A 23,094-nucleotide genomic window follows, 5' to 3' on the forward strand; every position below is an offset into this window, starting at 1 on the left:
TACCACACACGGACGGCAGGTGAGGTCAGCCTCACCTACTGTGAGGACACCCGGAGGAGTGGAGCGCGCGTGGGCAAGGTGAAGGTCAAGAAGAAGTGCTGCCGTTCGACGCCCCGGTGCAAGGGCTGTCCGGTGGTCGTGCTGCTCAAGGCCCGGGACAAGGCCCGGAAGAAGGCTGGGAAAGAAGCCGCGAAGAAGGCCGCCAAGCAGGAGCGCAAGGAGCGCAAGAAGGCCGGGAAGGCCGCGTGAGGGTCGCCGCCCGGCTCGCGCCGGGTGGGTGGTCGGACCTCCGGGTCAGCCCATCACCGCTTCGTTGACGCGGGCCAGCTCCGGCGCGGTCCGGGTGGCCTGGAACTCCACCACCTGGTACTTCGCCAGCTTGCGGACCGCGAACGGGTCGGTGGCCAGCAGGGCGTCCAGCTTCCCGCGCGACATCGGGCGGGCGATGATGACCGCGCCCACCCGCGGGACCTGGCGGCCGGAGGCCAGGAAGTGGCCAGCCTCGTACTGCGACTTCAGCCACTCCACGTGGTCGGGGAGGGCGTAGTCGACCTCGTCCAGCTCGGCGGTGTACTCCAGCAGCACGACGTACATAGAAGAAATGTAGTCCCGCGACACACCGGGGTAACACGCTAGGATCGCGGCTATGCGCACGCTTCACTCGTTCTGGTGGTCCGCCTTCCGGCGGCCCTGAGAACTGCGCGTCAGACGAACGCAGGCCGCCCGCTGGGGCGGCCTTCGTGCTCTCGGGGGTCCGGTCGGGCGGGCGCACCCCGAAGGGATCACCATGATCAGGCTGTCCGCGATCACCCCGTCCGGCCCCGTCCAGCTGGGCAACTACCTCGGTGCGGTGCGGCGGTGGGCCGCCGAGGGCACCGAGGAGGACGTCTACTTCATCAGCGACCTGCACGCAATGACGACGTCGCACAACCCGTCACGGCTGCGGTCGTTGACCCGGGAGCAGTTGGCGGTGCTCATCGCCGCCGGGGTGGACCCGCGGTCGGTGGCCGTGCAGTCGGACCTGGTCCGGGAGCTGGGCGCGCTGACGTGGGTGCTGGAGTGCACCTGCACGTACGGCGAGGCGGCCCGGATGATCCAGTTCAAGGAGAAGTCGGCGGGCCGGTCGTCGGTGCGGTTGAGCCTGCTCACGTACCCGGTGCTGATGGCGGCCGACATCCTGCTGCAGGGGGCGCACGAGGTGCCGGTGGGTGACGACCAGCGGCAGCACGTGGAGCTGGCCCGGGTGCTGGCCCGGCGGTTCAACGGCACGTACGGCGAGGTGTTCGTGGTGCCGCGCTCGGTCGTGCCGCCGACCGCGGCGCGGGTGCGCGACCTGGCGGACCCGACGCGGAAGATGGCGAAGACGGCGAAGGACGCGGCGGGCACGGTGTTCGTGCTGGACCCGCCCGACCTGGTGCGGCGGAAGATCCGGCGCGCGGTGACGGACGACCGGGGCGAGGTGCGGTACGCGCCGGAGGAGCAGCCGGGCGTGGCGAACCTGCTGGAGATCCTGGCGGCGTGCACGGGGAAGGACCCGCGGGAGCTGGCGGGTTCGGTGGCCGACTACTCGGAGTTGAAGGAGGTCACCGCCGACGCGGTGGTGGAGGAGCTGCGGTCCGTGCGGGAGGTGACGCAGGGGCTGCTGGACGACCCGGCCGAGCTGGACCGGGCCCGTGCGCACGGCGCCGAGCGCTCCCGTGACCGCTGCCGCCATCGCCTCGACGCCGCCCTCCGCGTCTCCGGCCTGGGCTGACCCGACCGCGCGTGAGTCCTACATTCACGCCTCGAGAGTCCTACGTTCAGACACCCCGAGTTCAACGCTCAGACGTCCGACCGGCGGTACCGAGCGTTGAACTCGGGGGTCCTGAGCGTTGGACTCTCGGGCTCCGAACGTAGGACTCACGCGGGTTCAACGTAGGACTCTCGCGGGTTGGAGGTAGGACTCTCGCCGGTCAGGGGAGGAGGAGGGAGGGGAGGAGGGCGCGGTCGGCGGGGAGCCAGTCCAGGGTGGGGAGGTCGGTGGTGGTCAGCCAGCGGGTGGCCTGGTGGTCGGCCGGGGTCGGGGTGCCGGCGGTCAGGGTGGCGGTGTAGGCGCGCAGGAGCAGGTCCCGGCGCAGGGGGACGTCCGGGCCCACCTGGTCGCCCGGGGTGACGGTGATGGCCAGTTCCTCGGCGCACTCGCGGATCACGGCGGCGTGGTCCGTCTCGCCCGGTTCCACGCGGCCGCCCGGCAGTTCCCACTTGCCGGCGGTGTCGGGCGGGTAGGCGCGTTGCTGGGCGAGCAGGCGGCCCTCGTGGACGATCGCCGCACCGACCACCACGCGCGCCCGCAGCAGCTCCGCGCTGCGCGCCGACACGGCGGCGGCACGCGCCCGGAGCACCTTCAACGCCAGGCCGCGCCCCACCACGACGTCCGCCAGGCGCCCGAGCGGCCCGCCGGGGCTGAGCCACTCCACCGAGTCGACCACCAACGTGCCGCCGCCGGTGTGCCGCAGGTCCGTGCGCAGCCTGAACCGCGGCAGCGGCCCCTCGACCAGCTCCGCCGACACGCCGGTGGTGTCCGCCCGCGTCACGGCCAGCGTCCCGCTCACCCGACCCGCCGACCCGACCAGCGCGGCACCCTCGTACAGCACCGGCCCACCCGAGATCCGCAGGCCCAGCCCGCGCACGGAGCGCGCCAGCAGTCGGGTGTCGAGCAGCGCGCCGGCGACGGTCCGCACGGGCGCGTCGACCAGGGTGGTGGTCCTCAGTTCGGGCACGGTCGCCGATCCTGCCACCCGGCCCGTCACCCCCGAATCCGTCACCGATGAGGCCGTCACCGGTACAGCGGCCAGCGCACCTCCAGGCGCGCGCCGCCCTCGGGCGACTCCCCCGCCCGGATCGTCCCCCGCCGACGCCGCACGAGGTGCGCGACGAGCGCGAGGCCGAGCCCGAACCCGCCGGTGGCCCGGCCCCGGTCGGACTCGACCCGGTAGAAGCGGTCGAACACCTTCTCCCGGTGCTCCTCGGGGATGCCGTGCCCGTCGTCGTCCACGAGCAGCCGCACCTCGCGCGCGGCCGGCAGCACCGAGATCCGGATGAACGTGCGGGCGTACCGGGCGGCGTTGCGCAGCAGGTTGTCCAGCACCAGCTCGACCTCGGTCCGGGCGGCGGAGATCAGGCACGCGCTCATCGGCGCGGCGAGCTGCACGAGCAGGTCCGTCTCCCCCAGCCGGTCCGCGGCGGCCTGCGCCTGGAGCACGAGGTCGACGGGTTCGGCGCGGGGCAGCTCGCCGGTGTCGGCGCGCGCCAGGATCAGCAGCGCGTCGACCAGGGCGGACAGCCGCTCCGACTCCTCGACGACCGATTCGAGCACCTCGATGGAGAAGTCGGGGTCGGGGTGCGCCACCGCCACCTCGGCCTGCGCCCGCACGGACGTCACGGGCGAGCGCAGCTCGTGCGCCGCGTCACCGGTGAACCGGCGCAGCCGCTCGGTGGCCTCGTCGCGGCGGGCGAGCAGGGCGTTCAACGCCTCCGCCAGCGCCTGCAGCTCGTCGCGGGCGGCCGGCACGGGCAGGCGCTGCCCGCGCGGCAGCTCCGCCGCGGCCAGCCGCATCCGCTCCACGGGCCGCAACGACGACCGCACGGCCAGCCACGTGGCGATCCCGACCAGGCCCGCGACCAGCACGGCGGCGACGGCGAGCCAGCGGGTGCCGAGCTGGTTGGCCTCGCGGTAGCCGACGAGGGTGTCGCCGGCGACGTGCAGCCGGGGCGTGCCGTCGGCGTCGAACTCGACCCGCCCGATCCAGCGGTGGGCGCTGGGGCCGTCGATCCGCAGCACGGGCTCGCCCGCCTTGAGCGCGCGGATGTCCGCCGGGGTCAGGTCGGGCCGCGGCCCGCCGTCCAGCGGGTTGCCGGCGGTGTCGAGGACGCGCTCGTCGACCGCCTTCACCAGCTCCCGGTCGACCGCGCTGACCTGCACGAACCCGATGAGTTGCGGTGCGAGGAGGGTGAACGCGAGCAGGCACAGCAGGGCCACGCCGGTCGCCACGACGGTGATCCGGAACCGCAGGGTCCGCCGCAGCCACCAGCGGCGCGGCCACCACCGGCGGGGGCTCACCTGCGCCTGGTCCCCGCCGAGGCCCCGGCGCCCAGCGCCGCGTCGAGGTCGGGCGTGGAGGCGAGGTAGCCGTGGCCGCGCACGGTCCGCACGACCTCGCCCGCGCCCATCGCGTCGAGCTTGCGCCGCAGGTAGCCGACGTACACCTCGACGGCGTTGCGGGTGGCGGCCTGCTCGTCGCCCCACACGGTGCGCAGCAGCTCGTCCTTCGTCACGACCGACCCGGCGCGGCCCGCCAGCACGTCGAGCACGGCGTACTCGCGCGGCGACAGCGGCACCGGCTCGCCCGCCCAGCTCACCTCGCGCACGGCCCGGTCCACGACCAGGTCGCCGAGCCTGAGCCGCCGCCGCGCCAGGTCGGCCGTGTTGCGCCGCAGCAGCGCCCGGACCTGGGCCACGAGCACCACGAACGAGAACGGTTTCACCAGGTAGCCGTCGGCGCCGAGGTCGAGGCCGTCGGCCTGGTCGACCTCGCCGTCCTTGGCCGACACCATCAGCACGGGGGTGCGCACGCCCTCGGCGCGCATCCGCTGCAGCACCCGGTAGCCGGACAGGCCCGGGAGCATGATGTCCAGCAGCACCACGTCGAACGCGCCGGTCAGCGCCACGCGCAGGGCGTTGGGGCCGTCGGCGGCCGTCACCACTTCCATGCCCTCCGCGGACAGGCCGCGCTCCAACGCGCGTCGCACGCCGATCTCGTCGTCGACAACCAGCACCCGTGGTCTCACGCCCACAGCATGCCCCGCGGGGAGGACAATCGGCTCGGGAGTCTCAGTCCGCTCTCAGCGTTCCGACGGCTCTCAGCCCGGTCTCAGCGCGGGCGGAGGAGCGTCTGCGGTGTCGGGCCGCAAGGGGCTGCCCGGTAGGAGGAGGGGACATGGACCGGAGAAGGGTGACCGTCGTGGCGGCGGCGGTCGGCGTGGTCGCCGGCGCGACGGGGCTGGGGCTGCTGGCGATGCCCGCGGGCGCCGGGCCCGCGCCCGTGCTGCCGGACGTGAGCGCCGAGGCGCTGGTCGAGTCGGTGCTCAACGCCGAGCCGGCCGCGTTCGGCGGCACCGTCGAGGTGGCCAACGACCTGGGCGTCCCGGCGCTCGCCGGCGTGCCGCAGCTGTCGGACGGCGACAGCACGCTGCGGATCTGGACCGACGGCGCCGGCAAGGTGCGCGTGCAGCTGCCCGGTGGCGCCTCCGAGCGGACGTTCGTCGACGACGGGACGACGGCGTGGGCGTGGGACTCGGCCGAGCAGACGGTGACCAAGCTGCCGCACGGCTCGTTCGAGCACGCGAAGCCGGACCTGAGCGGTGAGGCGAAGGCCGCGCCGACCGACCCGGTGGCGCTGTCCCGGCAGGTCGTGGCGGCGATCCAGCAGTACAGCGACGTCACCGTCGACGGCACCGCGCGGGTGGCGAACCGGCCGGTGTACGAGCTGGTGCTGACGCCGAAGCCGACCGAGAAGACCGTGCTGCGGGAGGTGCGCGTGGCGGTCGACTCGGAGCTGCGGGTGCCGCTGCGGGTGGCCGTGCTGACCAACGGCACGGACGCGCCCGCGGTGCAGGTCGGGTTCTCCGAGCTGACCGTCGGCCCGCAGGACTCCTCGCTGTTCGCGTTCACCCCGCCCGCCGGGGCGAAGGTGACCGAGCCCGAGGTCGGCGCGCCGTCCGAGGAGGACAAGGCCGCCGCCGAGCGGGCGTTCACCGAGGCGAACCCGCAGGTCATCGGCGAGGGCTGGGACGTCGTGCTGGCCGCCCGCGTGCCGCGGGGCGCGCTGACCGGTCTCGCGCAGGAGCAGCGGCAGCGCGGTGAGCGAGACGGCCGGTGGCAGGACCGCGGCCAGGGCGGCGACGTCGACGTGCAGGGCCTGCTCAAGCAGCTGGGCAAGCAGGTCAGCGGCGCGTGGGGCTCGGGCACGCTCATCACCACGCGGGTCGGCGGCGTGCTGATCGCCGACGACGGCCGGGTGGCCGCGGGCGCGGTGCCGGAGCAGGTCCTCGTGGACGCGATCGGTCAGGTCAAGTGACCACCTCGACCAGCGCGCGGGTGGAGCCGGTCGGCACCGGCTCCACCCCGGCCCTCGCGGCCCGGACGCGGGGGCTGCGCAAGGTGTACGGGCGCACGGTCGCGGTGGACCGGGTGGACCTCGACGTGCCGCGCGGGGCGGTGCTCGGGATGCTCGGCCCGAACGGGTCGGGCAAGACCACCACCATCCGCATGCTGCTCGGGCTCGTGCGGCCGACCGAGGGGGAGGTCGAGCTGCTGGGGCAGGCGCTGCCCGACGGCGCCGCGCGGGCGTTGCCGCACGTGGGCGCGCTGGTCGAGGGTCCGGGGTTCCACCCGTTCCTGTCGGGTCGGGAGAACCTGCGGCGGGTGGCGGCGTTCGAGCCGCTGCTGGCCACCGGCGACATCCGGCAGGCCGTGGAGGACGCGCTGGAGCGGGTCGGCCTCGCCGCCGCCGCGCACCGCCGCTACCGGGGGTACTCGCTGGGCATGAAGCAGCGGTTGGGGCTGGCCTCGGCGCTGCTGGTGAAGCGGGAGCTGATCGTGCTGGACGAGCCGACCAACGGGCTCGACCCGGCGGGCACGCGCGAGGTGCGCGGGGTGATCGCCGACCTGCACGCGGCGGGCAGCACGGTCGTCGTGTCGTCGCACCTGCTCAGCGAGATCGAGGCGACGTGCACGCACGTGGCCGTGCTGCACCGGGGGACCGTGGTGGCGCAGGGCGGCCTGGCCGAGCTGCTGCACGCCGACAGCAGCGCGCTGCTGGTCGTCACGCCGGACGTGGACGACGCGCTGAACGCGCTGCGCGCCGGTCGGATCTCCGCCCGGCCCGTCCACGACGAGACCGAGCAGGGCGTCCGGGTCGAGCTGATCGGCACGACCGCGCCCGCGGTGCTGGAGGCGCTGGTGCGCGCCGGTGTCGCGGTGCACGAGGCGCGCCGCCACCGCACCGGGTTGGAGGACCTGTTCGCCCGGCTCACCGAGGCCGAGGAGTCCGAGCACAACCTGTCCTCGGTGGACACGATCGAGGAGGGGGCGCGATGAGCGCGCTGGTCGCCGCACGCGCTCCGCTGGGCAGACAACTGCGCTCGGAGCTGCGCTGGATCCTGCGCCGGCCGCGGACGGTGATCGGGCTGGCGTCGCTGTGCCTGGTACCGGTCCTCGCCGGCGTCGGGTTGTGGTTCGCCGTCGACGGCGACGGTCCCGCCGGGCCCGGCCTGGCCGCGATCATCGCCGGCAACGGGCTGGTGCTGCCGGTGTTCACGCTGTTCCTGGCGCTGCCGCTGCTGCTGCCGCTGGTGGGGGCGATCTGGGCGGCCGACGGGCTGGCCGGCGAGGCGCAGCACGGCACGCTGCGCGGGTTGATGATCTCCCCGGTGGGCCGGATCAGGCTGCTGGGCATCAAGGCGTTCGGCGTGGCCACCATGACGTTGTTCGCGGTCACGCTGATCGCGTTCGTCGGCGCGGTCACCGGGGTGGTGCTCTTCGGCGGCGAGGGGATGCTGACGCTGTCGGGGTCGTCGCTGTCGTTCGGGGCGGCGCTGGGCCGGATCGCGCTGACGATCCTGCTGGTCACCGTGCAGGTGTGGGGCGTGGCGGCGATCGCGCTGGCGATCTCGGCGTGCACCGAGCACCCGCTGGTGGTGATGGCGGCGACGATGGCCGGGGTGATCGTGTTCGCGGTGCTGGGCTTGTTCAGCGCGCTGGACTGGCTGCACCCCTACCTGATCACGTCGGCGTGGGACGGGCTGGTCGACGTGATGCGCGACCCGCTGCCGACCGGGCAGCTGTGGCGCAGCACGGCGCTGGCCGCCTGCTACGTCCTCATCGGACTGTCGTTGGCGGCGATGAGGTTGGCCACCAAGGACAACTGACCCGGGGCGTGGCGGTCAGCCGATGACCGCCACGCCGTCGTGGTCCACGGACAGCGCGACCCGGTCGCCGGGCGAGGGCGGCTCGGCGACCGGGGCCACGGCCTCGAAGTCCTCCCCCTCGACCCGCACGAGCAGCCGCACGTGGTCGCGGCGGTGGACCCGTTCCAGCACCTCCGCCGCGATCGGGCCGGCCGGGTCCACCCGCAGCGCCGTCGCCCGCAGCCCGACCCGGGTCGCGACGCCGACCAGCCGTTCGGCCGCCTCCGGCCCGAGGACCCGGCCGCAGCCCAGGAACCGCGCGGTCTCCACGTCGACCGGCCGCCGCCACACCGCCGACGGCTCGCCCACCTGCACGACGCGGCCCGCGCGCATCACCGCCACCCGGTCCGCGAGCGTGAACGCCTCGTCGTGGTCGTGCGTGACGACCAGCGCCGTCGCGCCCGCCTCGCGCAGCAGCCGCGCCAGGTCCACCGCCAACTGCTCCCGCAAGGCCCGGTCCAGCGCCGACAACGGCTCGTCCAGCAGCAGCAGCCGGGGGTTCGGCGCCAGCGCCCGGGCCAGCGCCACGCGCTGCTGCTCGCCGCCGGACAGCTCGGTCACCCGCCGCCCGCCGTAGCCCGCGAGGCCCACCAGGTCCAGCAGCTCGGCCACCCGCTTCCGGCGCGCCTCTCGCTCCACGCGCCGCATGCGCAGGCCGAACGCCACGTTGCCCGCCACGTCCCGGTGCCCGAACAGCTGGCCGTCCTGGAACACCAGGCCGAACCCCCGCCGGTGCACCGGCGTGCCGGCCAGGTCCACGCCGTCCCACGCCACCGACCCGGCGCTCGGCGGCTCCAACCCGGCCACCGCGCGCAGCAACGTCGACTTGCCGCACCCGGACGGGCCGAGCAGCGCCACCACCTCGCCGTCGCCGATCTCCAGGTCCACACCGGACACCGCGGTGACGGGTCCGTACCGGACGGTCAACCCCGCCAGGCGCAACGACATCAGAACTCACCGCCGCTCGGGACGCGCAGCCGTTCGATCACCAGCACCGCCACCGTCGTCACCACCATCAGCAGCGCGCACGCCGCGTAGGCCATCTGGCTGTTCACCTCGCCCGGCCGCGACATCAGCCGCGCGATCACCACCGGCAGCGTCGGCGCGTCCGGGCGGGCCAGGAAGCTCGTCGCGCCGAACTCGCCCAGCGCCACCACGAACCCGAACCCGGCCGCCGCCACCAGCGACCGCGCCGCGAGCGGCAGGTCCACCTCCCGCCACACCCGCCACGGGCTCGCGCCGAGGCTGGCCGCCGCCTGCCGCAGCCGCTCGTCCACCGCCCGCAGCACCGGCAGCACGATCCGCACGACCAACGGCGTGACGACGAGCGCCTGCGCCAGCGGCACCAGCAGCGGCGAGGTGCGGAAGTCGCCGGGCAGGGCGTCCATCGTGATCAGGTAGCCGAAGCCCAGCGTCACCGCGGACACGCCCAGGGGCAGCATCAGCGCCGTGTCGAGCGTCTCGGCGAACCACGAACCGTGCCGCCGCAGGCCCACCAGCACCACCGCCGACGTGACGCCGACCAGCAGCGCCACCAGCGTCGCGTCGGTGGCCGCGCGCACCGAGTTCAGCGCCGCGTCCAGCCCGGACACCGCCAGCGTGCCGCGCTCCCCCGTGCCCGCGAGCGCCGCGTACCCGGCGAGGCTCCAGCCGTCGTCGGTGGCCAGGGATCGGGCCAGCAGGCCCACCACCGGGGCGAGCAGCGCGGCCACCACCAGCCACGCCGCCGCGACCACGCCCCACTCGCCGCCCGCGGGACGGCGGGTCGGCTCGACGCGCAGCGGCAACGCCCGCTCCCGCCGGCGCCGCGCCACCGCGCCGACCACGAGCACCGCGAGCACCGCCGCGAACTGCAGCAGCGACAGCGCGGCGGCGCCCGACAGGTCGAACAGCTCCACCGTGCGCAGGTAGATCTCCGTCTCCAGGGTGCGGTGACGCGCCCCGCCGAGCACCAGCACCACCCCGAAGCTGGTGGCGCAGAACAGGAACACCACCGACGCGGCCGAGCCGATCGCGGGCGCCAGCGACGGCAGCACGACCGAGGTGAACGCGCGGGTGCGGGACGCCCCCAGCGCCCGGGCCGCGTCCTCGGCCCGCCGGTCCAGCCGCGCCCACAGGCCGCCGACCGTGCGGGCGACCACGGCCACGTTGAAGAACGCGTTCGCCAGCACGATCGGCAGCACGCCGCCGTCGGGCCACAACGCCCGGAACGCCAGCCCCACCACCACCGTGGGCAGCACGAACGGCACCATCACCGCCGCCCGCACCACCGCCGCGCCCGGCACCCGGCACCGCGCCAGCAGGAACGCCACCGGCATGCCCGTGACCAGCGCCAACACCGTCGCCGCGGCCGCCTGGCCGAGGGTGAACCCGACCAGGTCCCACGTCTCGCCGCCGGCCAGCGCCGACAGCACCCCGCCCTCGTCCAGGCCGAGCCCGACGATCGCCAGCACCGGCCAGGCGAAGAACACGCCCAGGAACGCCAGGGGCAGCAGCGCGGCCAGCGACCAGGTCAGCCTTGGACCAGCGTGCGCCACTGCCGCACCCACCGCTCCCGGTTCGCGTCGACCTGGTCGGCGGGCAGCGAGCGCGCGGTGGCGGGCGCCGGCGCGGCCTTCGTCCACGCCTCCGGCAGCGCGACGCCCTCGCGGGACGGGTAGACGTACATCTGCCCCGGCACGTCGGCCTGCACCTGCTCGCCCAGCAGGAAGTCCACGACCTTCCGGGCGTCGTCGGGGTTCTTCGCGCCGTTCAGCACGCCCGCGTACTCGACCTGGCGGTAGCACGTGTCCAGCAGCGCCTTGGTGCGCGGCGCGCCGTCGTCGCCGATCTCCGCGGACGGCGAGGAGGCGTAGGACACCACGACCGGTCGCGGCCCCTTGCCGCTGGAGCCGGAGAAGTCCTGCGTGTACGCCTCCTCCCAGCCGCTGACGACCTTCACGCCGTTGGCCTTCAGCCCGCTCCAGTAGTCCTGCCAGCCCTGCTCGCCGAACGCGGCGATCGTGCCGAGCAGGAACGCCAGGCCGGGCGAGGACGTCGCCGGGTCCTCGACCACCAGCACGTCCTTGAACTTCGGGTCGGCCAGGTCGGCGTACTGGGCGGGCGCGCCGGTGTCCTTGAAGGCCGCCACGTCGATGTTCAGGCACACGTCGCCGACGTCCACGGCGTGCAGCCGGTTCGGCGGGTCGAGCCGGTAGCGCTGGGCGCCCCGCTGCGCCTCCGGGCTCGCGTACTCGGCGAACACGTCCTCCTTGAGCGCGCGGGAGGCGAACGTGGAGTCGACGCCGAACGCGACGTCGCCGATGGGGGCGTCCTTGGTGAGCACCAGCTTGTTGGTCAGCTCGCCCGCGTCGCCGCTCGCGAGGGGCTTGATCGTGATGCCGGTGTCGGACTTGAACCGCTCCAGCAGCTCCGGTGACAGCGCGAACGAGTCGTGCGTCACCAGCGTCACCACCCGCCCACCGGGCGGCGCGTCCGGGGTGGAGGTCACCGAACAGGCCGTGAGCAGCGCGAACGCGGTCACGGCGGGCAGCACTCGTCGGAACATCATCTCTCCCTACACCGGCATGACCCGGATCAGGTGTGGACGGTCGAAGGCTCGCGCGCCTTCCTCTCAGCCCGGCGCAGCACCGGACTCCCGTGGCGAACGCGCAGCTTACCCCGCGCGGTGGGACGATCGGGGCCATGGCCGAGCTGCTGACCGACGACCAGGTGACCACCGCCCTCGCCGCGCTGCCCGCGTGGCGCGCCCAGGACGCCGCGCTGGTGCGCACGGTGGAGCTGGCGAGCTTCGCCCAGGCGCTCCAGGTGGTGAACCGGGTGGCGGAGATCGCCGAGAACGACGACCACCACCCCGACATCGACATCCGCTGGCGCACGCTCACGTTCCGGTGCGCCACGCACTCCAGCGGCGGGATCACCGCGCTGGACGTGTCACTCGCGGAGGAGATCGACGGGGTGCTCGACGTCTTCCTCTGACTCGTCGGCCCGCTGCCGCAGCACGACGGTGATCGTGACGAGCGTGAGCAGGCCCACGGCCGGGTAGACCCAGCCGAGCAGCGACTGGTGCCAGGGGCGCGGGATGACCCAGATCGACGGCTGCGCGTTGAGCAGGAACGAGATCAGGTAGCTGCCGGTCGCCAGCAGCCACGCCGCGGCCGTCGCGGTCGCCAACCGGTGCCCGGCCGCGTACACCAGCCACATCAGCGCGGGCACCGCCCACACCCAGTGGTGGCTCCACGAGATCGGCGAGACCAGCAGGCCGAGGAACTGCACGGCCACGATCATCGCCAGGGTGTCGCGGGCCTTGACCGCCGCGTGCAGCGCGAAACCGGTGAGCACGGCGGCGACGAGCGCGGCGACCAGGAAGACCGGTCCCGTGCCGACGTCGTGGCCGACCGTGCGCGACAGCGCGCCGCGCAGCGACTGGTTGATCGCCGACCCGACCGGGCCGACGCGGGAGGCGTCGCCGAGCAGGTGGAACCAGTACTGGTTCGACAGGCCGGGCGAGATCGCGTACGCCACCGCGACCGTGCCGAAGAAGGCGGCGACCGACCAGGCGGCGGCGCGGTACCGGCGCGTGACGAGGAAGTAGAGGCCGGAGATGGCCGGCGTGAGCTTCAACCCGGCCGCCACGCCGACGCCCGCGCCCTGCACCGGGCTCCGGGCGCTCACCATCGCGCCGAGCAGGAGCGCGGCCAGCACGAGGTTGATCTGGCCGTAGTTCAAGGTGGTGCGGACCGGCTCGACCCACACGAACAGGCCCGTCCACAGCATCGCGCGGCGCGGGTCGCGGCTGCCGACGAGCCGCAGGGACCGGTGGGTGACGAACCACAGGCAGGCCAGGCTCAGCAGCTGCCAGGACCAGCGCGCCACGGCCCACGGCACCCAGGACAGCGGCACGAACACCAGCGCCGAGAACGGCGGGTAGGTGAAGGGCAGGGCGAACTGGTCGGAGAACTCCTTGAGCCGCCACTCGTAGAGCCCGCCGGTGAACAGCTCGGGCGAGGCGTTCCGGTAGACCATCAGGTCGACCATGGTCATCTTCGTCTGGAACGCCACCATCGTCAGGTGCCCGAGCAGGGACAGGCCCAGCAGCCACGGGGCGAAGGCGAGCAGCCGGGCCTCGAGTGTGCGCAATCCCACTGCCCCAACCTCCACGATGGTGTGAATTACACGACTGTCGGGATACGAAACCGGGTACCCGGACGTCAAGACGAGTGGGAGATCAACGCAAGGGGAAAATTCGCATGACCACCGACATCGTCGTGTTCACCGTCTCCGCCCTGGGCATGCTGGCCACCGCGGGGGGCGTCTTCGCCCTGGCCCGCCACAGCCGCAACCAGGTGCGCTGACGCCCGCTGCACAGTACCTCGGGGCGGTGCCCGAACGGCACCGCCCCGAGTGCTGTCCGGGGACCACCGGTCCGGGACGCTCCACTGGCCACGCCATCGTGCGACTTCCGAGGCGTCGTCTCCACACCCGGCCTCGCCGACGACGCCACGCCGAGGAGTCGATCACCCACGATCGCAGCTCAGGCCACCGACCCGCACTACGGTGGAGACATGGCCGACCGGATGCGCCCACCGCGCGAGGAAGGCTGGTTCGCGGAGGATCTCGACCGACTGCCCGAGGTGCCCCGGAGGTTCCGGACCTCGGGCACGCCCAAGTCCTCCGCGAGGGCCGGCGGGTCGTCGAGCGCGAGGTACGCGATCACTGCGCCAACCGGTCGAGCAACGACGCACAACGCCGTCGGCCGTCCTGGGACAGCGCGCGAACCCCGTCGTCCCGCACCCTCCGCGCGGCGGCTCCCACGATGGCTCGCACCGTCGCTTCGTGCTTGCCGACGCCGTCGGCTTCGGCCGACAGCGCCAAGGCCCGCTCCTGCCCGTCCGTCAGTCGCAACGTCATCGCCATGCGCTCTGCCACCAGTGCGGTGGCACGATCACACGTTGAAGCGGAACTCGACCACGTCGCCGTCGGCCATCACGTAGTCCTTGCCCTCCATGCGGACCTTGCCGGCGGCCTTCGCGGCGGCCATGGAGCCCGCCTCCACCAGGTCCGTGAACGAGACCACCTCGGCCTTGATGAAGCCCCGCTCGAAGTCCGTGTGGATCACGCCCGCCGCCTGCGGCGCGGTCGCGCCCTTCGGGATGGTCCACGCCCGCGACTCCTTCGGGCCCGCGGTCAGGTAGGTCTGCAAACCCAGCGTGTGGAAGCCGGCGCGGGCCAGCGCGTGCAGGCCCGGCTCGTGCTGGCCGATCGACTCCAGCAGCTCGCGCGCGGACTCCTCGTCCAGCTCCAGCAGCTCCGCCTCGACCTTCGCGTCGAGGAACACCGCGTCCGCCGGCGCCACCATCTCGCGCAGCTCCTTGAGCCTCGCCTCGTCGGTGAGCACGGCCTCGTCGGCGTTGAACACGTACAGGAACGGCTTGGCGGTGAGCAGGCTCAGCTCGCGCAGCAGCGACCCGTCCACTTCGGACTGCGCGGCGAACAGGGTGCGGCCGCCGTCGAGGACCTCGCGCGCCTTCTGCGCCGCCTCCAGCGCCGGGCGGCGGTCCTTCTGCGTGCGGGCTTCCTTCTCCAGCCGCGGGATGGCCTTCTCCAGCGTCTGGAGGTCGGCCAGGATCAGCTCGGTGTTGATCGTCTCGATGTCCGCGCCCGGGTCGACGCGCCCGTCGACGTGCACCACGTCGGAGTCGTCGAACACCCGGATGACCTGGCAGATCGCGTTGGCCTCGCGGATGTTGGCGAGGAACTTGTTCCCCAGCCCGGCACCCTCGGACGCGCCCTTCACGATGCCCGCGATGTCGACGAACGACACCACCGCCGGCACCTCGCGCTCGGAGCCGAAGATCTCCGCCAGCCTGCCCAGGCGGGCGTCCGGCAGCGGCACCACGCCGACGTTCGGCTCGATGGTCGCGAACGGGTAGTTCGCCGCCAGCACGTCGTTGCGCGTGAGGGCGTTGAACAGGGTGGACTTGCCGACGTTGGGCAGGCCTACGATACCGAGGGTCAAACTCACGGTGGGTGAGTCTACGCGCCCCCACGGCCGTGTCCGATTCCCGCGAGACCCGCCCTCTCCCCGCCGGCAGAGTGGGTCGCATGCTCCTCGACGACGAACGCGCCTACCGGGCCGTCGCGGCGCGCGACGCCCGGTTCGACGGGTGCTTCATCCTCGCGGTGCGCACGACCCGCATCTACTGCCGGCCGTCCTGCCCCGCGGTGACGCCGAAGCGCCGCAACGCCGAGTTCTTCCCGACCGCGGCGGCCGCCCAGTCCGCCGGCTACCGGGCGTGCCGCCGCTGCCTGCCCGACGCCGTGCCGGGCTCGCCGGAGTGGAACCTGCGCGCCGACCTGGCCGCCCGCGCCATGCGCCTGATCTCCGACGGCGTGGTGGAGCGCGAGGGCGTGCCGGGGCTCGCCGCCCGGCTGGGCTACTCGGAGCGCCACGTGACCCGCGTGCTCGCCACCGAGCTGGGCGCGGGTCCGCTGGCGCTGGCCCGGGCGCACCGCGCGCACTCCGCGCGGCTGCTGATCGAGACGACGGACCTGTCGTTCACCGACATCGCGTTCGCGGCGGGTTTCGCCAGCGTGCGGCAGTTCAACGACACGATCCGGGCGGTGTTCGCGAGCACGCCGTCGGCGATGCGGTCGGCGCGGGCGGCGACGTCGCCGGCGGGTCGCATCACGCTGCGCCTGCCGTACCGGCCGCCGTTCGACGCGGCGGGGCTGCTGGCGTACTTCCGGGCGCACGCGATCCCGGGCGTGGAGCACGTGACGGACCGCTGCTACGCGCGGTCGCTGCGGCTGCCGCACGGGCAGGCGACCGTGCGGCTGGAGCCGGCGGCGGGGCACGTGTCGTGCTCGCTGCGGCTGACCGACCTGCGCGACCTGGGCAGCGCGGTGAGCCGGGTGCGGCGGCTGCTCGACCTCGACGCCGACCCGGTGGCCGTGGACGACTTCCTGTCCGCGGACCCGGCGCTGCGCCCGTCGGTGCTGGCCCGGCCGGGCGTGCGGCTGCCGGGCAGCGTCGACGGCGCGGAGACCCTGCTGCGCGCGCTCGGCCACGACGCGCCGGGCGAGCCGCTGGAGCAGCCCGACGGCCCGGTGACGCACCTGTACCCGGCGCCGGCGGCGGTCGACTCGCCGGTGGCGCGGGCGCTGGCCGACGGCACGCTGCGGGTCGACGTCGGGCGCGACCCCGACGAGCTGCACGCCGAGCTGTCGGCGTTCCCGGGCGTCGGCCCGGAGGTCGCCTCGTACGTGGTGATGCGCGTGCTGGGCGCTCCAGACATCCCGTTGACCAGTGACAGCATCGCGTGGCGCCCGTGGCGCTCCTACGCCGCGATGCACTTGAGGAGGACCGCGTGACCACTGGCCACGTGTCGACCGTCGACACGCCGATCAGCCCCTTCACCGCCGTCGTCGCCCCGGACGGGGCTGTCCTGGCCAGCGGGTGGACCGCCGACGTGGACGACCTGCTGCCGCAGGTGTCGCCGTCGCTGCGGCCGACGACCCTGGCGCACCGCCGCGACCTGGGGGCGGTGACGAAGGCGGTGCGGGCGTACCACGCCGGTGAGCTGGACGCGATCGTCGACATCCCGGTCCGGCAGCGCGGCGGCGCGTTCCTGGAGCGGGCCTGGGAGGCGCTGCGCGCGGTGCCGGCGGGCAAGCCGGTCAGCTACGCCGAGCACGCCCTGCTGGCCGGCCGCCCGGCCGCGGTCCGCGCCGCGGCCTCCGCGTGCGCCCGCAACGCGGCGACCCTGTTCGTCCCGTGCCACCGGGTGATCCGCACGGGCGGCGCACCGGGCAACTTCCGCTGGGGCGCGGACGTGAAGCGGTGGCTGCTGGCCCACGAGTCCTGAGCCCACGCCGGGGCCCGGCCGCGCCGCGCGGGGGATGAGGACGGCGCAGGGGCCTCACGCCGGGTCCGGCCTCGTCACGTGCGGGGTCGGGCCTCACTCCGGGTCCGCCCTCGTCGCGGGGGTTGACCTTCGCGCCCAGGGCAGCCCTCGTCACGAGAGTGGGCCTCCGCGCCCAGGTCAGGCCCCGTCGCGCGGGGTCGGGCCTCCGCGTCGGACCTCGTCGCGGGGGTGGGCCTCCGCGCCCGGGTCAGACCTCGTCGCGCGGGGGGCGGGGGCGGCGCGGGGGGCGGTTGCCCTCGCGCGGGGCGGCCGGGCGGCGTGGGCGGTCCGAGGGGGAGGCCGGGGGGCGGGGCCGCTTCGGGCGGTCCTCGTCGGTGGCCGGGCGGCGGCGCTCGTCGTCCGCGGCCGGGCGGCGGCGGTCGGCCGGGGCGTCCTGGCGGTCGGCCCGGGGGCGCTTCTTCGGGCGGTCCTCGGGCCGGCCCTGCTCGGCCTTCTCCGCCCGGTCGGCGCGGCGGGCCGGTTCCGGCTTGCGCTTCGCCTCGCGGACCTCCTCCCCGGTCGGCCGGTTCGGGTCCTTCTGCGTCATCACCCGGACGATGCCGATGACCACCGTGCACGCCGTGGTGATCGCCATCGCCGGGAACCCGTCGATCAGCGGCTTGCCGAGGGTGAGCCCCATCGACGCCAGCCCGCCGCCGCTCGGCATGCCCTGCGTGATCACCACCAGGATCGGCACGACGATCGCCAGCACCAGCGGCGGCTGCACGACCGGGCCGAACATCGACCGCCGCTCGACGAACACCACCGCGCCGACGCAGCCGGCGAAGAAGGTGAGGGCGAACACCCAGCCCACCGTCCGCGAGGACGAGTTCACGTCGACGAACGTGCCGACCACGGCCACGGCGAAGGCGATGAGCACGGCCGCCCACCAGGGCAGACCCCGGAAGGTGCCGAACATGGCGCGGTCGTTCCAGCGGACGGCGGAGTACTCGTCGTCCTCCGGCTCGCTGCGCGAGTCGTCACGCGTTGCAGCGGTCACGAACACTCCTCGTTCGGCTCAGTCCCGGCACACTCTATTACGCCTCCCGGGCGTCCAAGGGTGCACCGAGCCCCGCCTCGTCGTTGCGCCGGACCAGCGGCAGCGGCGTGACGTCGGACGACGCGTTGCTCAGCGGCTCCACGGCCGCCCGGAAACCCTCCAGCGCGTCCAGCTCGCGCCGCCGCGCCGACAGGAACCGCTGCAGGTGCGTGCTGGACAGGTTCACCGCGTCGAGGGCCGCGTCGGCCGCCCGGTGCGCCCGCGAGGAGGCCGCCCGGACCTGCTCCACGTCGTCGGCCAGCGCGCGGTCGGTGACGGCGAACATCGCCGCCGACGCGATCACCGCGAACCCGGTCGGCCCGCACAGGAACACCCGCCGGTCGAGCAGCCACCGCAGCAACTCCGGGTCGGTGTCCAGGGCCGCGACCACCGCGGCGTCGTTGGGCACGAACATGATCGTCCCGTAGATCGCGTCGGCCCACCGCTGGTAGCCCTTCCCCGCCAGCTCGGCGGCCCGCGACCGGATGTTGCGCACGTGCACCCGCAGCGCGTCGACCCGCTCGGCCGGGTCGTCGGTCTCCACCGCCTCCGCCCACGTCGCCATGCTCATCTTCGCGTCCACGGGCACCCGCCGCCCGCCGCCCACGTTGAGCACCAGGTCCGGCCGCACGGTGCCGCCGCCCGCCACGTCCACCTGCAGCTCGAAGTGGATGCCCTCGCGCAAGCCGAGCACCCGCGCGGTCTCCACCAGCACCTTCTCGCCCAGCTCACCGCGCCCGCTGACCGAGGAGAACGCCACCTCGTAGCGCTGCAGCGCCGCCCACTGCGCGTCACCGCGCTCCCGCTCGGTCCGCACCGCGGCCAGCGCGGCGTCGGTGCGCCGCACGCTGTCCTGGTAGAGCCGCCACAGGAACACGAGCGCACCCGCGAGCAGGAGCGCCACGACCACCGCCGCCGTGCTGAGGACCGCCGTCATGCCCTGATCATGGCGCACCGGTGTCCGACCACACGTTCGAGCGACACGCCGACGGGGTTGCCCGACGGGAGCGGCACGCGGCCCTAGCGTGGCCGCCGTGAAGATCCTGCACACGTCCGACTGGCACGTGGGGCGCACCTTCCACGGCCGTGACCTGCTGCAAGAGCAGGAAGCGGTGCTCGGCGGCCTCGCCGACACCGTGTCGGACGAGCGGGTCGACGTGGTCGTGGTCGCGGGGGACCTGTTCGACCGGGCCGTGCCGAACGCGGAGGCCGTCGCCGTCTGCTCGCGGGTGCTCAAGCGGATCCGCGCGGCGGGCGCCCGGATCGTCGTCACGCCCGGCAACCACGACTCGGCGGCCCGGCTCGGGTTCCTCGGCGCGTTCGCCGAGGCGGGCGGCCTGCACCTGCGCACCCGCGTGGCGGAGCTGCACGAGCCGGTGCTGTTCGCCGACGGGCACGGGCCGGTGGCGGTGTACGGGATCCCGTTCCTGGAGCCGGAGACCGCGCGGCACGCGCTCGGCGTGGAGGCCAAGGGGCACGGCGGGGTGCTGACCGAGGCGATGCGGCTGGTCAGGCGGGACCTGGCCGGGCGGCCGGGCACGCGGTCGGTCGTGCTGGCGCACGCGTTCGTGACCGGCGGCGAGCCGTGCGAGTCCGAGCGCACCATCGCGGTGGGCGGGGTGCAGGACGTGCCGGGCTCGGTGTTCGCCGGGGTCGACTACGTGGCGCTGGGCCACCTGCACGGGCAGCAGACGCTGGCCGCGCACCTGCGGTACTCGGGCAGCCCGGTGGCGTACTCGTTCTCCGAGGCGCGGCACCACAAGTCGGTGTGGCTGGTCGAGCTGGGCCCGGAAGGGCTGGCCGGGGTGGAGCGGCGGTCGCTGCCGGTGCCCCGCGCGCTGTCGACGGTGAGCGGCGTGCTGGAGGACCTGCTGCTGGACCCGGACCACGAGTCGGTCGAGGACCACTTCCTGTCCGTCACGCTGACCGACCGGGTGCGGCCGCTGGACGCGTTGCGCCGCCTGCAGGGCCGGTTCCCGCACGCGGTGCACGTGGAGTGGCGGCCGGAGGGCGGGCGGACCGGCGAGCTGCGGTTCGCCGAGCGGGTGCGCGGCCGCGGCGACGAGGAGATCGCCTGCTGCTTCATCGAGGACGTGCGCGGCGACCAGGCGGGCCCGCGGGAGCTGGCGCTGCTGCGCGAGGCGTTCGCCGCGGCGGCCCGGGAAGGGGATTCGTGAAGCTGCACCGGCTGGCGGTCAGCGGGTTCGGCCCGTACGCGGGGCGCGAGGAGGTCGACTTCGACCTGCTGGGCGCGGACGGCCTGTTCCTGCTGCACGGCGACACCGGCGCGGGCAAGACGACGTTGCTGGACGCGGTGGCGTTCGCGCTGTTCGGCAAGGTGCCCGGCGCGCGCGGCGACGTGAAGCGGCTGCGGTGCGACTACGCCGACCGCGACACGCCGACGTACGTCGAGCTGGAGCTGACCGTGCGCGGCAGGCGGTTCCGGATCAAGCGCAGCCCCGAGTACGAGCGGCCGAAGAAGCGCGGTGACGGCGCGACCCGCCAGCAGGCCCAGGTGTCGTTGACGTGGGTGAGCGGCTGGACCGGCGAGGGGCACAGCCGCATCGACGACGTCGCCCGCGAGGTCGAGGGCCTGCTGGGGATGACGGCCGAGCAGTTCTTCCAGGTGGTGCTGCTGCCGCAGGGCGAGTTCGCCCGGTTCCTGCGGGCCGAGACCGCCGAGCGGGAGAAGCTGCTGGAGAAGCTGTTCGGCACGGAGCGGTTCCTGGACGTGGAGCGGTGGTTCCGGGAGCGGCGCGCCGAGCGCAGGCGCGAGGTGGCGCGGCTCGGCGAGGCGCACCGGAACCTGGTGCAGCGGGTGGCCGAGGTCGCGCTGGAGGAGCCGCCGGCGGGCGGTGGCGACCACGAGTGGCTCAGCTCCCTGCTCAAGCGGCTGGACGAGGCCGAGCGCGAGGCCGACCAGGTCGCCGAGGAGGCGTCGCGGGTGCGCGCGGCGGCCGAGCGGGAGTGGCAGGAGGCGCGGGCCCGGCACGAGCGGGTGCGCCGGGTGCGCGAGGCGCGCCGCAACCTCGACCGGTACGCCGAGGCCGAGCCGCGCCTGCGGGCGTGGGTCGCCGAACGGGACGCGGCCCGGCAGGCCGCGGTCGTGGTGCCCGCGCAGGAGCGGGCGGTGAGGCTGGCCCGCGAGCTGGACGTCGCCGTGGACCGGGAACGGGCCGCCGCCGCGGTGGTCGCCGACCTCGGCTACGACGGCACGGACCTGCGCGGCGACGGGGAGCGGTTGCGCGAGGAGGCGGGCGGCCTGACGAGCCTGGCCGCCGACGCCGAGCGGCAGCGCGCCGACGAGCGGCGCATCGCCCAGCTCGACCGCGACGCCGCCGCCACGGCGCAGCGGCTGGCCGCGCTGGTCGCGCAGCTGGACGAGGTGCCGTCCCGGGTGGCCGCCGCGCGGACCGCCGTCGAGGAGTCGGCGGAGGCCGCGGCCCGGCTGCCGCAGGTGCAAGGGCTGGCCGCCGCCGCGGCCGAGCTGCCGCGCGTGGAGCGGGCGTTCCGGGAGGCCGACGAGGCGCGGCGGACCGCGGTGGACGCCCAGCAACGGACCCGGGAGTCGCTGCTGCGGCTGCGCCGGGAGCGGCTGGACGGGATGGCGGTCGAGCTGGCCGGGCGGCTGCGCGCGGGCGAGGCGTGCCCGGTGTGCGGTTCGGCCGAGCACCCGTCGCCGGCGGAGCCGGTGCCGGGCCTGGTGACGGCCGCGGACGAGGAGCGGGCCGCCGAGGAGGACCAGCGGGCGCTGGACCGGCGGCAGCGGGCCGAGCAGGAGGCGCACCGGCTGGAGGAGCGGCTGGCGCTGCTGCGCGAGCAGCTCGGCGACCGGCCGCCCGCCGAGCTGGAGCGCGAGCACCGGTCGGTGGCCGCCCGCGCCGAGCGGCTGGAGGTCACGCAGCACGAGCTGGCGGAGCTGGAGGCCGAGGTGCAGCACGCGCTGGACCGGCGGGCCCGGCTGGAGCGGGAGCTGGCCGAGGCGGGCGCGCAGCGGGCGCAGCTCGCGGCGGCGGTCGAGGAGCGCGGCGCGCGGCTGGAGGAGGCGCGCGGCGACTTCCCGGACGTGGTGACGCGCCGGGCGCACCTGGGCGACCTGGCCGACGCGGTGACGGAGCTGGCCGCGCGCCGCGCCGCCGTGGCCGAGCACGAGGAGCGACTGGCCGACCAGCGGCTGGAGGTGGCGCGGCTGGCGTCGCTGGCCGGGTTCGCCGACGTGGCCGACGCCCTGGCCGCGGCCCGCCCGGCGGAGGCCGTCGCCGAGCTGGAGACCCGCATCCGGGACGTGGAGCGGACCAGGACCGCCGCCGAGAGCACGCTGGCCGAGCTGCCCGGCACCGACCCGGACGACGAGGTCGACGTGGCCGGCGCGGAGGAGCGGTTCCGGGTGGCGGGCGACCGGGCGACCGAGGCGGCCACCGCGTCGACCAACGCCCGCACGCGCGCCGCCCGCGCCGCCGACCTGGCCGAGCGGCTGCGGGCCGCGTGGGCGCGGCTGGAGCCGGTGGAGGCCGAGTTCGCCGAGCTGGACGCGTTGACCGACGTGATCAACGGGCAGGGGCAGAACGCCAGGAGCATGACCCTGCGCACCTACGTGCTGGCCGCCCGGCTGGAGGAGGTGGCGGTGGCCGCCGGTGCCCGGCTGGAGCGGATGAGCCAGGGCCGCTACCGGTTCGTGCACTCGGTCGAGGCGGGGCCGCGCGGCACCAGGGGCGGGCTCGGGCTCGACGTGATGGACGACTACTCGGGGCAGCAGCGGCCCGCGAAGACGCTGTCGGGCGGCGAGTCGTTCCTGGCGTCGCTGGCGCTGGCGCTGGGCCTGGCCGACGTGGTGGCGGCCGGCGCGGTGCTCGACACGCTGTTCATCGACGAGGGCTTCGGCACGCTCGACGCGGAGACGCTGGAGCTGGTGATGACCACGCTGGACGAGCTGCGCGCCGGCGGCCGGGTCGTCGGGCTCGTCTCGCACGTGGAGGAGCTGCGGCAGCGCATCCCGACCCGGCTGCGGGTGCGCAAGTCGCGCGCGGGCTCGTCGCTGGAGCTGACGGCCTAGGCAGTGTCCTGTAAGCCGGTGATCAGGGCGTCTGGTAGTTCTTGGGCATGGTGGGGCGTGGCGAGCTGACCGATCGTGCCTGGGCGGCG

Annotated in this window: 22 protein-coding genes and 1 riboswitch; of the genes, 10 read left to right on the plus strand and 12 right to left on the minus strand. The window is 74.7% G+C overall.

The genetic code is table 11. The features are described 5' to 3' along the window. Positions 1-69 precede the first annotated feature (69 nt). Positions 70-249, plus strand: a complete 180-nt coding sequence (locus tag ACIGNX_RS29340; protein WP_396544050.1) for a hypothetical protein — start codon at positions 70-72, stop codon at positions 247-249. Between the two features lie 45 nt (positions 250-294). Here the strand turns inward: ACIGNX_RS29340 and ACIGNX_RS29345 are convergent, their stop codons facing one another. Beyond that, the gene (locus ACIGNX_RS29345; protein WP_396544051.1) at positions 295-594 is read right to left on the minus strand and encodes a YciI family protein; all 300 of its coding nucleotides are present in this window, start codon (positions 592-594) and stop codon (positions 295-297) included. 193 nt (positions 595-787) lie between these two features. On the opposite strand from ACIGNX_RS29345, the gene trpS reads away from it, so the two are divergent. After that, positions 788-1,753 carry a tryptophan--tRNA ligase gene (trpS, locus tag ACIGNX_RS29350; RefSeq protein WP_396544052.1) on the plus strand — a complete coding sequence of 322 codons (966 nt, stop codon included), beginning with the start codon at positions 788-790 and terminating at the stop codon, positions 1,751-1,753. A 199-nt stretch (positions 1,754-1,952) separates the two neighbouring features. Here trpS and ACIGNX_RS29355 read toward each other — a convergent pair whose 3' ends face one another. Genes ACIGNX_RS29355 through ACIGNX_RS29365 form a run of 3 tightly spaced genes read right to left on the minus strand, consistent with a single transcriptional unit; the run spans position 1,953 to position 4,827 of the window. After that, a complete protein-coding gene (locus tag ACIGNX_RS29355; RefSeq protein ID WP_396544053.1) occupies positions 1,953-2,759 on the minus strand; it encodes an NUDIX domain-containing protein in 807 nt (268 codons plus the stop codon). A gap of 56 nt (positions 2,760-2,815) precedes the next feature. Continuing rightward, positions 2,816-4,099 carry a sensor histidine kinase gene (locus ACIGNX_RS29360; RefSeq protein ID WP_396544054.1) on the minus strand — a complete coding sequence of 428 codons (1,284 nt, stop codon included), beginning with the start codon at positions 4,097-4,099 and terminating at the stop codon, positions 2,816-2,818. Beyond that, entirely contained in the window at positions 4,096-4,827 is a 732-nt protein-coding gene (locus ACIGNX_RS29365; RefSeq protein ID WP_396544055.1) for a response regulator transcription factor, read from the minus strand. Before ACIGNX_RS29365 ends, ACIGNX_RS29360 begins: the two co-directional genes overlap by 4 nt. A gap of 149 nt (positions 4,828-4,976) precedes the next feature. Between ACIGNX_RS29365 and ACIGNX_RS29370 the strand changes: the two genes are divergently transcribed. Genes ACIGNX_RS29370 through ACIGNX_RS29380 form a run of 3 tightly spaced genes read left to right on the plus strand, consistent with a single transcriptional unit; the run spans position 4,977 to position 7,968 of the window. Next, positions 4,977-6,116, plus strand: a complete 1,140-nt coding sequence (locus ACIGNX_RS29370; RefSeq protein ID WP_396544056.1) for an outer membrane lipoprotein carrier protein LolA — start codon at positions 4,977-4,979, stop codon at positions 6,114-6,116. Next, on the plus strand, positions 6,113-7,138 hold the full coding sequence (locus tag ACIGNX_RS29375) for an ABC transporter ATP-binding protein (protein WP_396544057.1): 1,026 nt from the start codon (positions 6,113-6,115) through the stop codon (positions 7,136-7,138). The genes ACIGNX_RS29370 and ACIGNX_RS29375 overlap by 4 nt, the downstream gene beginning before the upstream one ends. After that, positions 7,135-7,968: an ABC transporter permease gene (locus ACIGNX_RS29380; RefSeq protein WP_396544058.1), complete on the plus strand. Its 834-nt coding sequence runs from the start codon at positions 7,135-7,137 to the stop codon at positions 7,966-7,968. Before ACIGNX_RS29375 ends, ACIGNX_RS29380 begins: the two co-directional genes overlap by 4 nt. 15 nt (positions 7,969-7,983) lie before the next feature. Here the strand turns inward: ACIGNX_RS29380 and ACIGNX_RS29385 are convergent, their stop codons facing one another. From ACIGNX_RS29385 to ACIGNX_RS29395, 3 genes are all read right to left on the minus strand, one after another. Further along, positions 7,984-8,955: an ABC transporter ATP-binding protein gene (locus ACIGNX_RS29385; RefSeq protein WP_396544059.1), complete on the minus strand. Its 972-nt coding sequence runs from the start codon at positions 8,953-8,955 to the stop codon at positions 7,984-7,986. Continuing rightward, entirely contained in the window at positions 8,955-10,544 is a 1,590-nt protein-coding gene (locus ACIGNX_RS29390; protein WP_396544060.1) for an ABC transporter permease, read from the minus strand. Before ACIGNX_RS29390 ends, ACIGNX_RS29385 begins: the two co-directional genes overlap by 1 nt. Further along, on the minus strand, positions 10,520-11,554 hold the full coding sequence (locus tag ACIGNX_RS29395; RefSeq protein ID WP_396544061.1) for a thiamine ABC transporter substrate binding subunit: 1,035 nt from the start codon (positions 11,552-11,554) through the stop codon (positions 10,520-10,522). Before ACIGNX_RS29395 ends, ACIGNX_RS29390 begins: the two co-directional genes overlap by 25 nt. Beyond that, a riboswitch (TPP riboswitch) is annotated at positions 11,542-11,658 on the minus strand. Its footprint overlaps the gene before it by 13 nt. Before the next feature lie 33 nt (positions 11,659-11,691). Between ACIGNX_RS29395 and ACIGNX_RS29400 the strand changes: the two genes are divergently transcribed. After that, the gene (locus tag ACIGNX_RS29400; protein WP_396544062.1) at positions 11,692-11,985 is read left to right on the plus strand and encodes a 4a-hydroxytetrahydrobiopterin dehydratase; all 294 of its coding nucleotides are present in this window, start codon (positions 11,692-11,694) and stop codon (positions 11,983-11,985) included. Here ACIGNX_RS29400 and ACIGNX_RS29405 read toward each other — a convergent pair. The 3 genes from ACIGNX_RS29405 to ychF form a co-directional block, all read right to left on the minus strand. Next, complete coding sequence (locus tag ACIGNX_RS29405) at positions 11,941-13,152, minus strand: mannosyltransferase (RefSeq protein WP_396544063.1); 1,212 nt, start codon at positions 13,150-13,152, stop codon at positions 11,941-11,943. The two genes, ACIGNX_RS29400 and ACIGNX_RS29405, sit on opposite strands and share 45 nt — an antisense overlap. 567 nt (positions 13,153-13,719) lie before the next feature. Further along, positions 13,720-13,923, minus strand: a complete 204-nt coding sequence (locus ACIGNX_RS29410; protein ID WP_396544075.1) for a CopG family transcriptional regulator — start codon at positions 13,921-13,923, stop codon at positions 13,720-13,722. Between the two features lie 28 nt (positions 13,924-13,951). Further along, entirely contained in the window at positions 13,952-15,031 is a 1,080-nt protein-coding gene (gene ychF / locus ACIGNX_RS29415) for a redox-regulated ATPase YchF (RefSeq protein ID WP_396544064.1), read from the minus strand. Between the two features lie 80 nt (positions 15,032-15,111). Here ychF and ACIGNX_RS29420 point away from each other — a divergent pair, with 80 nt between their 5' ends. Both ACIGNX_RS29420 and ACIGNX_RS29425 read left to right on the plus strand, forming a co-directional pair. Then, positions 15,112-16,380: an AlkA N-terminal domain-containing protein gene (locus tag ACIGNX_RS29420; protein WP_396544065.1), complete on the plus strand. Its 1,269-nt coding sequence runs from the start codon at positions 15,112-15,114 to the stop codon at positions 16,378-16,380. Continuing rightward, positions 16,377-16,874 (plus strand): methylated-DNA--[protein]-cysteine S-methyltransferase, encoded by a 498-nt coding sequence (locus ACIGNX_RS29425; protein ID WP_396544066.1) that lies wholly within the window; start codon positions 16,377-16,379, stop codon positions 16,872-16,874. Before ACIGNX_RS29420 ends, ACIGNX_RS29425 begins: the two co-directional genes overlap by 4 nt. Positions 16,875-17,121: 247 nt before the next feature. Here the strand turns inward: ACIGNX_RS29425 and ACIGNX_RS29430 are convergent, their stop codons facing one another. Then, entirely contained in the window at positions 17,122-17,913 is a 792-nt protein-coding gene (locus ACIGNX_RS29430) for a DUF6542 domain-containing protein (RefSeq protein ID WP_396544067.1), read from the minus strand. A gap of 37 nt (positions 17,914-17,950) precedes the next feature. Beyond that, entirely contained in the window at positions 17,951-18,889 is a 939-nt protein-coding gene (locus ACIGNX_RS29435; RefSeq protein WP_396544068.1) for a DNA recombination protein RmuC, read from the minus strand. Between the two features lie 97 nt (positions 18,890-18,986). Between ACIGNX_RS29435 and ACIGNX_RS29440 the strand changes: the two genes are divergently transcribed. Together ACIGNX_RS29440 and ACIGNX_RS29445 are read left to right on the plus strand one after the other, a co-directional pair. Then, complete coding sequence (locus tag ACIGNX_RS29440; protein WP_396544069.1) at positions 18,987-20,129, plus strand: exonuclease SbcCD subunit D; 1,143 nt, start codon at positions 18,987-18,989, stop codon at positions 20,127-20,129. Then, complete coding sequence (locus ACIGNX_RS29445; protein WP_396544070.1) at positions 20,126-23,005, plus strand: AAA family ATPase; 2,880 nt, start codon at positions 20,126-20,128, stop codon at positions 23,003-23,005. Before ACIGNX_RS29440 ends, ACIGNX_RS29445 begins: the two co-directional genes overlap by 4 nt. Positions 23,006-23,094: the final 89 nt, after the last annotated feature.

Origin of the sequence: Actinosynnema sp. NPDC053489, assembly GCF_044544865.1 — a bacterium.
Lineage (GTDB): Bacteria > Actinomycetota > Actinomycetes > Mycobacteriales > Pseudonocardiaceae > Actinosynnema.